Source organism: Paenibacillus solanacearum (assembly GCF_910593845.1).
Taxonomy (GTDB): Bacteria; Bacillota; Bacilli; order Paenibacillales; family NBRC-103111; genus Paenibacillus_G; species Paenibacillus_G solanacearum.
Genome location: NZ_CAJVAS010000026.1, coordinates 32,904 through 48,406, shown reverse-complemented (window position 1 = coordinate 48,406; position 15,503 = coordinate 32,904). Strand labels below are relative to the sequence as shown.

The following is a 15,503-nucleotide window of genomic DNA, read 5'->3' as shown; positions in this document are numbered from 1 at the left end:
GCATTCGTTGCGCGGAGCGACCCGTGCGCACATCGATTTTAATCGCTTTTAATGGAAAAGACCTGACGGACCTCAGAGCGAGCCGCCGGGTCTTTTCCATCTTTCTCCGGCCCGTTCCATGCGGCTTAACTGATTCATCGTCCTGTCTTTACGGTTACATAAAGGTGATAAAGCCGTTATAATGAAACATAGGCACGTACCGCAGGCGGTCTTCGCGACCGTACAGCCGATAGAGCGGGGAGCGACAACAAGGATGAATATTGCGATTGTAGACGACAATCCGATCAATCTGATCGTGATCGAAAAAATATTAATGAGCGCGGGTTATGACTCGTTCTGGAAATTCGCATCCGCCGGCGATTTGCTGGACCGGCTTCAGGAGCATGCCGAGACAGGCAGCATTCCGGTCGATCTGATCTTGATGGACATGATGATGCCCGAGCTGGACGGCATCGAAGCATGCCGGCGCATCCAGCAGAATGAACGGCTGAAGGATATTCCGGTTATCATCGTGACGGCCGTAGGGGATTCGATCAAGCTGGCGGAGGCGCTGGAGGCGGGCGCCAGCGATTATGTCATGAAGCCGATCAATAAGGTGGAGCTGATCGCACGCATTCGCGCCGCGCTGCGGCTCAAGTACGAGAAAGACTGGCATAAAGAATACGAGACAAGGCTGCGGGGCGAGCTGGAACTGGCCAAGCAAGTGCAGTCCAGCGTCCTCAGCCCGCCGCTTCACAGGGAGCAGCTCGACATTCGCGCCGCTTACTACCCTTCCTCGGAGCTGGCCGGGGATTTATACGCCTGGTACCGGATCGATGACGACCGGTACGGCGTTATTTTGCTCGATATGATGGGGCACGGCATCTCATCTTCGCTTGTGTGCATGTTCATCTCCTCGGTGATGCAGGACACCATTATCCGCTTCGTTTCTCCTGAGTTCGTCATCGCGGAGCTGAACCGCTATATGAATCAGCTCAACCGCAAGAAACCTTCCGTCAATTATTACTTTACGGCGATCTACCTGCTCATTGATACAAAGCATAAAAAAGTTGAATACGTCAACGCCGGACACCCGCCCGGATTGCTGTTCGAGGAAGGACAATCGCCGATTTTACTCAATCAGGGAAGCTGCGCAGTCGGCTTTTTCGACCAAATGGACATCGTAAGCAGCAGCTTTACGTACGAGCGGCCCATTCGCATCGCGCTGTATACCGACGGACTGCTCGAATCGATTCCACTGCCCGATAACCATCCGGACGAGGTGCCGGAATACGACGTGTTGGCCGGTCGGCTCTGCGACAGCATCAGCCAGGAGCAGGACCCGGGCGTTCTCGTCGACAAGCTGCTGCCCGCGCAAGCATGGGAGGAGCAGAGCGACGACATTTGCATGGTGCTGATCCGGGCGACCTGAGGAGAGGACGGAGGGACCGGCGGCGACCGGGCAGGCAAGGAGCGGCCCGAGTTTTTTCATGTACGGGGAGTGAACCAAGACGATATGAAAATGAAAACAAAGCTTATTCTGGGATTCGGCATCATGCTGGTGCTGCTGTTCGTGCTTGCTGCTATTGGTGTGAACCAGTTGGCCAGCAGCGACGCCTCCATTCGGGATATTTACGACAACCGGTACCAAAAAGTAAAGCTGACGGGGCAGATGCGCAGCGATGCCGCCGATCTGACAAGGGCCGTCGGCAATTTGCTGCTGGCTGCGAGCGCCGACAGCGAGAAAAAAAATTCCGATTCGATTCGCAGCCTGAGCAAAAAAGTAACGACGCAAATGAGTCAAATCGAAACGTTGTTTCAAGACAATGAAGAGAAGAGGCTGGCCTCCGAATTGATGAGTGCCGGCAAAAAATATTTGGAATTCAAGGATCAAGCCGTCAGCCTGCATCAACAAGGAAAGCCGGAGGAGGCTAACGCGCTTCGCAATACGACCGGCGCTGTGCTGCTGGAAGATTTCCTCAGCAGCATGACAGCGATCAGCGTGTATCAGGAAGAAGCGATGGATAAGGAGATCGCGAGCACGCTCAGCGACAATAAACGGACGACGAATTACGTGCTGATCCTGACCATCCCCGGCGTGCTGATCGGAATGGCTCTCATTCTATGGATTCTCGTCAGCATGACGCGCGGGCTGTCGCTGCTGTCCGCGATGATGAGCCATTTTACGAACGGGGACTGGGAGGCCAATGCGTTCCGGTATCAGACGAACTCCAGTGACGAGCTCGGACGGCTCGGCGCAGTGTTCAGCCAGCTGGCGGACGACCTGCACGCTACGCGCAAGAAAGAAGAGGCGCTTCAGCGCATTAACGAAGATACGATCTGGCTCCAATCGAAGTCGGCCAGCGTCTGGTTTCAGATGCAGGAGGCCGATTCGGTCGAGTCCATGACGACGATTTTTATTAGCGAGCTTGCCCGCATTGTCGGCGCGCAAAGCGGCGCGTTCTATGTCGTTAGGAAATCTGCGAGGGAGGAACTGCTGTACCTTACGGGAACGTACGCTTACACGCAGGCGAATCCTGCACCGCAATTCCGGATCGGCGAAGGCCTGGCGGGCCAATGCGCCAAGGACGGGCAGCCGATTCGCGTAGAGATTCCGGCCGGAGACTATGCTGGCATTCGTTCTGCCTTCGGCGAGATCGAGCCGCTCACCCTGACGCTGCAGCCGGTTCTATACAGCGACGATGTGCTGGGCGTGTTCGAGCTTGTCTCGGTGAAACAGCTGTCCGAGCTGGAGCAGACGCTGATTCACCAAATGAGCGAAACATTCGGCACGCTGCTCAATGCGCTGCAGAGCCGGCTGCATAACGAAGAGCTGCTGCGCATTCACCAGGCGTTGACCGAGGAGCTGCAAAGCCAGTCCGAGGAGCTGCTGTCGCAGCAGGATGAGCTGAAGGCGTCCAACGAGAAGCTGGAGGAGCAGACGAAGGTGCTCCAGGCTTCGGAGGAGCTGCTGCAGCGGCAGCAGGAAGAACTGGAGCAGGCCAACGACGCCCTGATGCGGAAGACGGCCGAGCTCGAGGTGCAAATCCGGGAGACGGAGGAAGTCAACGGCCAGCTCGAGATGGCGAAGGAAGCGCTTGAGAAGCATGCGCTGGAGCTGGCAATCGCTTCGCGCTACAAGTCCGAGTTTTTGGCGAACATGTCGCATGAGCTCCGCACGCCGCTCAACAGCCTGCTGATCTTGTCCCAGTTGATGAAGGAGAACAAGGACGGCAATTTGACTGACAAGCAGGTGGAATATGCCGATACGATCTATTCTTCCGGCTGCGATCTGCTCAAACTGATCGACGATGTGCTGGACATGGCGAAGGTCGAATCGGGGCGGATGGATATTCGCCAGGAGCAGGTCAGCATCGGGGAAATTGCCGAATACGTGAACAAATCGTTCGAGCCGCTTGCCCAGTCCAAGGCGCTCGGCTTTGATATCCGGGTCGAAGAAGGCGTGCCGCTCCATATTCATACGGACAGTTCCCGTCTGATGCAAATATTGAAGAATATGCTCTCCAACGCGTTCAAGTTTACGCTTGACGGCGAGGTTCGCCTTGTCGTCCGGCATGTGTCCGATCCGCGGCCGATGGTCGCGTTCGCCGTCGAGGATACCGGGATCGGCATTCCGCCGGAGAAGCAGCAAATGATCTTCGAAGCGTTCCAGCAGGCGGACGGCACGACGAGCCGCAAATACGGAGGAACCGGCCTCGGGCTGTCGGTCAGCCGTCAGCTCGCCTCGCTCATGGGCGGCACGATCGAGCTGGCGAGCGAAGAAGGCCGAGGCAGCGTGTTCACGCTGTGGCTGCCGATGAGCTATGGTCCTGCGTCGCGCGAGGCGGCGACGGCGCTCGTGCAGCTTCCGCCGGCTGTCGAGCCGCGGCCGATGGAGGCAGCGCAGGCTCGGCACGAGCGGTCGCTGGCCCTTCCCGGCACGACGCCTTCCGCCGGGAAGAGCGTCTCCATTGCCGATGACCGCGATGCGGTGGGCGAGGGCGACAAGGTGCTGCTCATCATCGAGGATGACCCGCATTTTGCAACGATCCTGCTCGATATGGCACGGGGCCGCGGCTTCAAAGCGATCGTCGCGCTGCAGGGCGATACGGGGCTGCAGCTCGCCAAAGAGCGGCTGCCGGACGCGATTCTGCTCGATATGCAGCTGCCGGTCGTCGACGGCTGGTCCGTGCTTGTGCAGCTCAAGAACAATGCAGCTACCCGGCACATTCCGGTCCATGTCATCTCGGTGGTCGACGAAATCCATCAGGGGCTCGCGCTCGGAGCGATCGCCTGGCTGCAGAAGCCGACGAGCAGAGAAGGCCTGGAGGAGGCGTTCGTGCATATCCAGAAGTTTGTCGACCGGAGCATCGGAAATCTGCTGATCGTCCAGCCGGACGAAGCGCAGCGCAACCGACTGACCGAGCTGATCGCGCACGACGACGTCAGCATTACGGCGGCGGCCGGCGGGGAAGAGGCGCTTGCGCGATTGGCGGAGCAGCTGTACGACTGCATAGTGCTCGATTACGCGCTGACCGATATACCGATCTACGAATTGCTTGACCGGATCAAGGCGGACGAAACGCTGCGCCGCATCCCGATCATCCTGTATACGGGCACGACGCTCGGCAAAGACGAGCAGCTGCGACTGAAAAAGTATGCCGAATCGATCATCATCAAAGACGTGAAATCGCCGGAGCGGCTTCTCGACGAGACGGCTTTGTTCCTTCACCGGGTAGAAGAACGGCTGCCGGACGAGAAGAAGCAGCTGCTGCAAAAGCTGCACAGCATCGAAGCGGTCTTCTCGGGCCGGAAGGTGCTGCTGGTGGACGACGACATTCGCAACGTGTTCGCGCTGTCCAATCTGCTGGAAGGCCTCGGCATGCAGGTGGCCTTCGCAGAGACGGGTCGGCAGGCGCTGGAGCTGCTGGAGCGGGAGCCGGGCTTCGATCTCGTGCTGATGGACATCATGATGCCGGAGATGGACGGTTATGAAGCCATGCAGGCGATTCGCTCGGACGAACAGTTCGATAAGCTGCCGATCATCGCGCTGACGGCGAAGGCGATGAAGGAGGACCGCGAGAAATGCATCCGGGCGGGCGCATCCGACTATATTACGAAGCCGGTTCATACGGAACAGCTGCTTTCGCTAATGAGAGTTTGGCTGTGCAAATAATCGGTGAATAGTACAACGAAGAGAAATAAAGGGCACCCGCCCAGAGGGGCAGTTCGTTGATATGGATAGAGATAAGGGACTCGATTCGGGGGATCGCAACGAAAAAGTGGAAGAGGAGCGCGAACGGCTGGAGATTCAGCTCCTGCTCGAAGGGCTGTACCGGTTTTACGGATATGATTTCCGTAATTATGCGTATCCTTCGCTGCGCCGGCGTATTTGGCACCGCATCTACGCCGAGCGGCTGCAGAGCGTCTCGGGGCTGCTGGAGCGCGTTCTGCACGATAAGCGCTGCATGAAGCGGCTGATCGGCGATCTCGTCATTCACGTCACCGAGATGTACCGCGACCCGTCCATGTTCGCCGCGTTTCGCGAGCGGGTGGTGCCGCTGCTGAAGGAGCTGCCTGCCATCCGCATCTGGCATGCCGGCTGTTCGACCGGAGAGGAAGTATATTCCACGGCGATTTTGCTGTATGAGGAAGGGCTGTACGAACGGTCGACGATCTATGCCACCGACATTAACGAAGAGGTGCTGCATGCAGCCGAACGAGCGTCTTATCCGCTCAAGAAGATGCAGGAATATACGAAGAACTATATGCTGGCGGGGGGCAAGGAGGCGTTCTCGGAGTATTACGCGGCTTCAGGCGACACGGCCGTCATCCATCCGATGCTGAAGGAGCATATTGTGTTTGCCCAGCACAATCTTGTAACCGACCGGTCGTTTAACGAATTTCATGTGATCTTTTGCCGCAATGTGCTGATCTACTTCGACGCGACGCTGCAAAATCAAGTGCACGGGCTGTTCTATGAAAGCTTGACGCCGGGCGGTTATTTGGTACTGGGGTCCAAGGAATCGATTACGTTTACGAAGCATGCCGATGGTTACGAAACGCTCGATACACAGGAAAAAATATTTCGCAAGATGAAGTGAGGAGGATTGGTATGGAACAACCGATCCGCATTCTGCTCGTCGATGACCAGCCTGAAAATTTGCTTGCGCTGGAAGCGGTGCTGGAAGATGAAAATTATGATCTGGTCAAAGCGTCTTCCGGGGAGGAGGCGCTGCGCTGCTTGCTGAAGCATGACTTCGCGGTCATTGTGCTCGATGTGCAGATGCCGGGTATGAACGGCTTCGAAACCGCGCAGTGGATTAAATCGCGCGAGCGGACGAAGGCGGTGCCGATCATTTTCGTGACGGCCGCGCCGGACGAACAGGACTATTCGTTCACTGCCTATTCGGTGGGAGCGATCGATTATATCGTGAAGCCGTTCTCGCCGCGTACGCTGAAATCCAAAATTCAAGGCTTCGTCAGCATTCATATCGCGCAGGTCAAGCTTCGCGAGCAGACGGCGCTGCTGAACGAAAGAACGCGCGAGCTGGAAAAGGCGAAGGAAGCCGCAGAGCAGGCGGCGATCGCCAAAGCGCAGTTTTTGGCGATCATGAGCCACGAGATCCGGACGCCGTTGAACGGGGTGCTGGCCATGGCCGACCTGCTGCTGGAGACGCGGCTGACCTCCGAGCAGCAGGAATACGCCGATACGATTCGGCGGAGCGGGACCGCGCTGCTGTACATTATTAACGACATTTTGGACTTGTCCAAAATCGAGTCAGGGAGAATGGAGATCAAGAAGGAGCCCTTCGATCTTCGCGCCTGCTTGTTGGAAACGATCGAGATGTTTTTGCCGGAATGCCGCTGCAAATCGCTGGAGCTTACGTCCGATATCGATGCCGCGGTCCCTGGCTGCCTTATTGGCGACGAGCCGCGGCTCCGTCAAATTCTAATTAATTTGATCGGCAATGCCGTTAAGTTTACGGAAGAAGGCGGCGTCCACGTGACGGTAGGAGTGATGCGGCAGGAACCATCGGTCGGCCCTTTGTCGCTTGAATTTCGCGTCATCGACACGGGGATTGGCATTCCGCAGGAGAAGCGCGGCTTGCTGTTCCAGCCGTTCACGCAGGTCGACTCCTCGATGACGCGCAAACACGGGGGAACCGGCCTTGGTCTTGCGATCTGTAAAAATTTGGTGCAGCTGATGAGCGGGTCGATTTCGCTGGCGGACGGGAACGGAGCGGGAGCGGAGTTTGTGTTCACGATACAGGCCAAGCGCTGCGAAGAGCAGCTGTGCCTGACCGGAGTGGAGTAGACGGAAGGTTCGGATTTTACTCAATTAAGGAGCAGTGGCCTGGGATCTCGGCGGATCGCAGGTTTTTTGTTGTGGAGCTGCGGGGGTGGCCTCCGCCGTGCATGTGATTGCGGTCAGACATAGAGGCCGGCTTCGACAAGTGATTTTGACGATTATGTGACAAGTTGAAGACGGTGCAGCGAGAAACGATAGGGAATCAGAAACGCTGTGAAGTTGTTTAGATTTTGTTTATACCGGATGTGGTACCATTGAATGGTATGACGGATGGTGCCACGTTCCTCTACATCAAGTGAAATTCGCCTTGGCATCTTTTTACGAGGAATTTTTTCTGGGAGAGGTGGATGTGGAACATCGGATAGGCGAAGTAGTCCGATGAAAAGGGAATACAGCGCGTTCAGCTCTATTTGTTCGTTATATAAAACGTTCGCGCAAACGGTCATATTCTTTGTAAGAGGTGCAGAATGAACAATTACTCATGGTTCAAAACGGTCTGTTTCGTATTATCTCTTTCGCTGGTATTCAATTTATTGCCTATCGTTGCATTGGCGGCGGAGCCGGCAGAAACACAGCAAGCTTCACAAGCCGCTCCTTATTATAACGATACGAACGGTCATTGGGCAGGAGCCGCTATTGAGCGCTGGTCGGACAATGGCGTTCTGGAGGGCAGTGACGGACGATTCCGTCCCGATTCCTCGATCACGCGCGCCGAACTGGCAACGGTTATTGACCGGATGCTTCAGTATAGGCAGGCTACGGATCAGCGCTTCAGCGATGTTTCCTCCGATGCCTGGTACTACAATAGCGTGCGCCGCGTCGCAGCTACCGGCGTTATGCAGGGAGCGGGGGACATGCTGTACCCGGACAACGCGACTACGCGTGAAGAAACGGTCGCTATGCTCGGACGAGCCTTTCAGATGACGGGTGGAACCGGTTCTGCCGCATCATTTGCCGATGCCGGGCGCATCTCTGATTGGGCCGCGCCGATCATCAGGCAGATGAGCGACAAAGGCTATGTGAGCGGTCGTCCCGACGGTAACTTTTACCCGCAAGATACGATCACGCGCGCTGAGGTTGTTCAGATTCTCGACAACATGATCGCGGGCTACTATCATCAGCCGGGCGAGTACAAAGCGCCGGACCGCGCTTTGCATGGCAATGTGCTGATTAATGCCGACGGCGTCACGATTAGCGGGTTGACGATTAACGGGAATCTTTATGTAGCTCCCGGAATCAATGGGGTCACCGCTTTTGACAATATCCATGTGGGTGGAACGGCATTTATCCAAGGCGGCGGTTCTCTGGTACTGCAAGGGAATTCGAGCATTCATGCCATGACGGCAGCAAACGCTGCTATCCGGGCGGAGGCGAATGTGCATATTGGCGACCTTCTCATTACCTCTCCGTTAACGATCGAAGGTGATGGAAAAGTCGATAAAGCGCATATCGCCAAGGAAGGCTCCGGCGCTCGCCTGAACAACTGGCCGGCACAGGTCGTTATGGGCTCCGGTGCGGAAGCCGTCATTCAAGGGAAGCCCTACACGAACAGTCAGCCTTCGGATGTAACCGTTACACCGGTTTCCGAACCGGTGAGCGGGGGGAGCGGAAGTTCCGGCAGCGTTGGCAGCGGCAGCAGCAGTGAAAGCCGCAGTAACAATTCGAACCTGAGTGCGCTCAGTTTCAGCACAGATGTGGGACGCATGACATTATCACCTGCTTTCGCAGCGGAAATCCGACAATATACAGCTGCCGTATCTACGGCGGCGACTAAGGTTACGGTGAGCGCGGGGGCGGCGGATGCGTTCGCATCCGTCCAAATCGCAGCTAGTGCGGGCGCCGTTGTGACCGACAATGAAGTCACCCTTGCCGCAAGCGGGGATACGACCGTTACGGTGAAGGTGACGGCGGAGAGTGGCGATGTCACAGAATATGTGACGACGTTTTCCAAACGTTTAAGCCATCATTCCGAACTGAGCTCCATCGGTATCGTAACGGATTCCGGCGCTGCGGCGTTGTCTCCGTCTTTCACGCCGGACAATCATACCTATACCGCGGCCGTGTCCACGACGGCCACGAAACTGACGATAAGTATGGCAACAGTCGATGCCGCTTCAACGGTGGTGCTAGCGGCAAGCGGCGAGGGAGCCATCGTGACCGGCAATGAAGTGACGCTGGCGAGCAGCGGACCAACGACGGTCACGTTACAGGTTACGGCTGCGGACGGTACGGTGTCCGAGTACAGAGTAACCGTATCGAAGACACTCGGCCATGACTCCAGATTAGGCGTGCTTGGCTTCAGCGCGAATATTGGCTCTACTGCATTATCCCCGGTCTTTGCATCCGACACGTTCGCGTATACGGCTGCAGTATCGTCGGCAGCGACGAAAGTAAACGTGAACGCTTCGGCCACCGATGCTACGGCAGCGGTGGAGATGACAGCGAGCGGCACGGGTGCAAGCGTATCGGGCAATGAAATCACGCTCGCAGCCGGCAGTGCTACGATCATTACCGTGAAGGTGACGGCGGCGGACGGTGCTTCCAGCACCTATACGCTTACGGTGAACAACACGTTGAACCATGACTCCAGCCTAAATGCGCTGGGCATCACGGCGGATTCGGGTGCAGCGGTATTGTCGCCGGCTTTCGCTTCGACGACCTATGCGTATACGGTGGCCGCTTCTACCGCAGCATCGAAAGTTATTATTACTGCTTTAGCGGCGGATGCCGGAGCTGTAGTGACCATTGCGGCAGGCGGTACGGGAGCCGTCGTATCCGGCAATGAAGTCACGCTGGCAAGCGGCGGCGTGACGACGATTACGGTCAAAGTAACGGCGGCGGACGGCACGGCATCCGAGTATACGGTGAGCGTTTCGGCAACGCTCGGTTATAACTCCAGCCTGAGTGCGCTCAGCTTTGCGGCGGATACAGGCCCGTCTGGGCTATCGCCAGCTTTCGCTTCGGCGGTTTATGCTTATACTGTTCCCGTGTCTACGGCAGCAACGAAGGTGACGGTGAATGCTGCGGCAGTCGACGCAACGTCGACGATGGCCATTACGGCAAGCGGCGCAGGCTCGATGGTTACGGGCAGCGAGGTCACGCTGGCAAGCGGCGGTACGACAACGATAACGGTTACCGTTACGGCGGCCGACAGCAGTTCGACCGCATACGTTATGACAGTGAGCCAGACCCTGAGCCATGATTCGAGCCTGAGTACGCTCGGCCTGACGCCGGATGCGGGCACGGCGGCACTATCGCCGGCCTTCGCGCAAGGAATTCTTGCTTATGCAACGACGGTGCCGACTGCGGCAACGAAGGTGACGGTAGGCGCTACCGCAGCGAATCCGGGAGCGACGGTAACTATTACGGCAAGCGGCACAGGAGCGAGCGTGACAGGCAATGAAGTGACGCTGGCGAGCAGTGGTACAACGACGATCACCGTGAAGGTGACGGCGGCGGACAGCGCCTTTACGTCCTATACGATGACGGTGGAGAAGCTGGATACGGTAACGTTCACAGGGACATTCGGAATATTAACGACGCAGCTCGGAGGTCTGCCTGGAGGATACAGCACGCTTGGAAGCGGAGGTCTTGCCAATATTCCGGCAATGTACGATGGCTCGGGCACGCTGAATTTCTCCTCGATGCCCGCCGTTACGGCCGTGTCGTACACAATGACGCAGAACAGCATATTGAAGCAAGCGGACATCAAGCTGTCGAACACGGTGGCCATGATGTTGGTCGGTACGACGCTGAGCATCAGCGCCGACATCTACGTCGACGATGACAATGACGGCGTCTATGAGAAGAAGACGTCAGGCATTCCGCTGACGCCGCCATATACAGGAATTCTTGGAATCGGAACGCCGACGGAAGCGTACAATAACTCGCTGAATATTCCAGTAGAAGCGGGAAGTAAACTGCTGGTCGTCTACTATATGAATGCTGCAGGAATAAATCTGCTCAATGCAGTGACAGGCGATCTGGAGGCCAAGCTGTCGTTTGTGCAGGACCCGAACCCGAGCAGCAATTCGAAATTGAGCGCGCTCAGTCTGACGTCGGGCGCAGGAACGGCGGCGCTGACGCCGGTCTTCAAGGCGGCAACAACGGCCTATGCGACGACGGTGCCGACTGCGGCAACGAAGGTGACGGTAGGCGCTACCACAGCGAATCCGGGAGCATCGGTAATCATTACGGCAAGCGGCACAGGAGCGAGCGCGACGGGCAATGAAGTGACGCTGGCGACCAGCGGTACGACGACGATCACGGTGAAGGTGACGGCGGCGGACAGCACCTTTACGTCCTACACGGTAACGGTGGAGAGGCTGGATACGGTGACGTTCACGGGAACATCCGGGATATTAACGACGCTGCTCGGAGGCCTGCCTGGAGGATACAGTGTGCTTGGAAGCGGTAGTGGCGGTATTGCCAATCTTCCGACGATGTACGATGGATCAGGCTCGCTGGATTTCTCCGCGATGCCGTTCGTCACGGCGGTGGCGCACACGGTGACGCAGAACAGCATATTGAAGCAGGCGGATATCAAACTGTCAAATACGCTGGCTATGTCACTTGTCGGTACAACGCTGAGCATCAGCGCCGACATTTACGTCGACGATGACAATGACGGTGTATATGAGAAGAAGACGTCGGGCATTCCGCTGACGCCGGAATATACAGGAATTATTGCAATTGGCACGACGACGCAGGGACAAAATAACTCGCTGAATATTCCGGTAGAGGCGGGAAGCAAACTGCTAGTTGTCTACTACATGAATGCCGCGGGTCTGAATTTGATCAATGCGGTGACAGGCGATCTGGAGGCCAAGCTGTCGTTTGTGCAGGACCCGAACCCGAGCGGCAATTCGAAATTGAGCGCGCTCAGTCTGACACCCGACGCGGGAACGGCAGCGTTGACGCCGGTCTTCAAGGCGGCGACGACGGCCTATGCAACGACGGTGCCGACTGCGGCAACGAAGGTGACGGTGGGCGCTGCCGCAGCGAATCCGGGAGCATCGGTAACCCTTACGGCAAGCGGCACAGGAGCAAGCGTGACGAGCAATGAAGTGACGCTGGCGACCAGCGGTACGACGACGATCACCGCGAAGGTGACGGCGGCGGACAGCACCTCTACGTCCTACACGATAACGGTAGAGAAGCTGGATACGGTAACGTTCACAGGGACATTCGGAATAGTAACGACGCTGCTCGGGGGTCTACCTGGAGGATACAGCACGCTTGGAAGCGGCGGTACTGCGAATATTCCGGCAATATACGATGGCTCGGGCACGTTAGATTTCTCCGCGATGCCGTCCGTCACGTCCGTGGCGTATACAATGACGCAGAACAGCATATTGAAGCAGGCGGACATCAAACTGTCGAATACGGTGGCTATGTCGCTGGTCGGCACAACGCTGAGTATCAGTGCCGATATTTACGTCGACGATGACAATGACGGCGTCTATGAGAAGAAGACGTCAGGCATTCCGCTGACGCCGCCATATACAGGAGTTCTTGCAATCGGCACGACGACGCAGGGACAAAATAACTCGCTGAATATTCCGGTAGAGGCGGGAAGCAAGCTGTTGGTTGTTTACTACATGAATGCTGCAGGAATAAGTCTGATCAATGCGGTGACAGGCGATCTGGAGGCCAAGCTGTCGTTTGTGCAGGACCCGAACCCGAGCGGCAATTCGAAATTGAGCGCGCTCAGCCTGACGCCGAACACGGGAACGGCGGCACTGACGCCGGTTTTCAAGGCGGCAACAACGGCCTATGCTACGACGGTGCCGACTGCGGCAACGAAGGTGACGGTAGGCGCTACCACAGCGAATCCGGGAGCATCGGTAACCATTACGGCAAGCGGCACAGGAGCGAGCGCGACGGGCAATGAAGTGACGCTGGCAACTGGTACGACGACGATCACCGTGAAGGTGACGGCGGCGGACAGCAGCTTTACGTCCTACACGGTAACGGTAGAGAAGCTGGATATGGTGACGTTCACGGGAACGTCGGCGACGTTAACCACAATCGCCGCAGGGCTGACAGGATTGTACAGTACGCTGGGGAGCGGGGGCACTGCCAATAGTTTAACAGTGTATAACGGCTCGGGCACGCTGGATTTCTCCGCGATGCCTTCCGTCACGGCGATGGCGCACACGGTAACGCAGAACAGCATATTGAAGCAGGCGGACATCAAGCTGTCGAACACGATGGCTCTGTCGCTGCTCGGTACAACGCTGAGCATCAGTGCCGACATCTACGTCGACGATGACAATGACGGCGTATATGAGAAGAAGACGTCGGGTATTCCGCTGGCGCCGTCATATACAGGAATTCTTGCAATCGGCACGACGACGCAGGGACAAAATAACTCGCTGAATATTCCGGTAGAGGCGGGAAGCAAGCTGTTGGTTGTTTATTACATGAATGCTACAGGATTAAGTCTGATCAATGCGGTGACAGGCGATCTGGAGGCCAAGCTGTCGTTTGTGCAGGACCCGAACCCGAGCAGCAATTCGAAATTGAACGCGCTCAGTCTGACGCCCGACGCGGGAACGGCAGCGTTGACGCCGGTCTTCAAGGCGGCGACGACGGCCTATACAACGACGGTGCCGACTGCGGCAACGAAGGTGACGGTGGGTGCTGCCGCAGCGAATCCGGGAGCATCGGTAACCATTACGGCAAGTGGCACAGGAGCAAGTGTGACGAGCAATGAGGTGACGCTGGCGAGCAGCGGTACGACGACGATCACCGCGAAGGTGACGGCGGCGGACAGCAGCTCTACGTCCTACACGGTAACGGTAGAGAAGCTGGATACGGTGACGTTCACGGGAACGTCTGCGACGTTAACCACAATCGCCGGAGGGCTGACGGGATTGTACAGTACGCTGGGGAGCGGCGGCACCGCCAATAGTTTAACAGTGTATAACGGCTCGGGCACGCTGGATTTATCCGCGATGCCGTCCGTCACGGCGGTAGCGCACACGGTGGCACAGAACAGCATATTGAAGGCGGCGGACATCAGGCTGTCGAACACGCTGGCTCTGTCGCTGGTCGGTACAACGCTGAGCATCAGTGCCGACATCTACGTCGACGATGACAATGACGGTGTATATGAGAAGAAGACGTCGGGTATTCCGCTGGCGCCGCCATATACAGGAATTCTTGCAACTGGCACGACGACGCAAGGGGTGAATAACTCGCTGAGTATTCCGGTAGAGGCGGGAAGCAAGCTGCTGGTCGTCTACTATATGAATGCTGCAGGATTAAGTTTGCTCAATACGGTGACAGGCAACCTGGAGGCTAAGCTGTCGTTTGTGCAGGATCCGAACCCGAGCAGCAATTCGAGATTGAGCATGCTCAGCCTGACGCCGGATACGGGAACGGCAACGCTGACGCCGGTCTTCAAGGCTAGAACATATGCATACGCTACATCTGTGACCTCGGCAGTGTATGCTGTGACGGTGAATGCAACCGCAAGTGCCAGCGGTGCGCTGATTTCGATTACCGCGACCGGTACGGGTGCCAGCGTCACTGGCAGCTCGGTAACGCTAGCGAGCAGCGGCCCAACGACCATTAACGTAAAAGTAACAGCCGCGGACAGCACATATACGGTTTATACGCTTACCGTTAATAGAATTCAAACCTTTACATTTACGAGCACATCGGCCATGGTCAGCACGATTATCGGCGGGTCAGGAATATACAGTGTGCTTGGAAGCGGGGGCGGCGCTAACAGTCAAACGCTCTATTCAACGGGACCGCTGAATTTATCCGCGGAACCTGCGCTCACGGCCGTTGCCCAACCCATAACGCGAAATGGCACGTTGACGCAGGTGGAGGCAAGCTTTAAGAACACAATTGCCCAATCGCTGGTCGGTTCTACGATAACTGTATATGCCGACATCTACGTGGATCACAATAACGATAACATTTATGAGAAAGCGACTGGAGTCACCTTGGCGCCTGCATATACGGGACTTGTGCCCATTGGAGAGACTATAACCGCTCAAAGTACCGGTCTTCAGGTTCCGATTACAGCGGGAAGCAAATTGCTGGTAGTTTATTATGCCGAATCAATGGGCATACAGATGGTCACGAACTTACCAGGTGAAGTTGAAGCTAATATTACTATAAAGTAACAAATAAAATATCTATATCAACTTTAAAGGCAAGCCAGCCAGCGGCGATCCAAATAACGGAGCGCCGC

At 56.6% G+C, this 15,503-nt stretch carries 5 protein-coding genes; all 5 read left to right on the top strand.

What is annotated here, in order from left to right:
* The first annotated feature begins 253 nt into the window (after positions 1 to 253).
* The 5 genes from KXG62_RS22825 to KXG62_RS22805 all read left to right on the top strand — a co-directional run bounded on the left by KXG62_RS22825 (position 254) and on the right by KXG62_RS22805 (position 15,435).
* A complete protein-coding gene (locus KXG62_RS22825) occupies positions 254 to 1,411 on the top strand; it encodes a PP2C family protein-serine/threonine phosphatase (RefSeq protein WP_218094325.1) in 1,158 nt (385 codons plus the stop codon).
* An 84-nt stretch (positions 1,412 to 1,495) separates the two neighbouring features.
* On the top strand, positions 1,496 to 5,155 hold the full coding sequence (locus KXG62_RS22820; RefSeq protein WP_218094324.1) for a response regulator: 3,660 nt from the start codon (positions 1,496 to 1,498) through the stop codon (positions 5,153 to 5,155).
* 61 nt (positions 5,156 to 5,216) lie between these two features.
* Positions 5,217 to 6,083 carry a CheR family methyltransferase gene (locus KXG62_RS22815; RefSeq protein WP_218094323.1) on the top strand — a complete coding sequence of 289 codons (867 nt, stop codon included), beginning with the start codon at positions 5,217 to 5,219 and terminating at the stop codon, positions 6,081 to 6,083.
* A gap of 11 nt (positions 6,084 to 6,094) precedes the next feature.
* The gene (locus tag KXG62_RS22810) at positions 6,095 to 7,297 is read left to right on the top strand and encodes an ATP-binding protein (protein WP_218094322.1); all 1,203 of its coding nucleotides are present in this window, start codon (positions 6,095 to 6,097) and stop codon (positions 7,295 to 7,297) included.
* A gap of 461 nt (positions 7,298 to 7,758) precedes the next feature.
* The gene (locus KXG62_RS22805) at positions 7,759 to 15,435 is read left to right on the top strand and encodes a cadherin-like beta sandwich domain-containing protein (protein ID WP_218094321.1); all 7,677 of its coding nucleotides are present in this window, start codon (positions 7,759 to 7,761) and stop codon (positions 15,433 to 15,435) included.
* Positions 15,436 to 15,503: the final 68 nt, after the last annotated feature.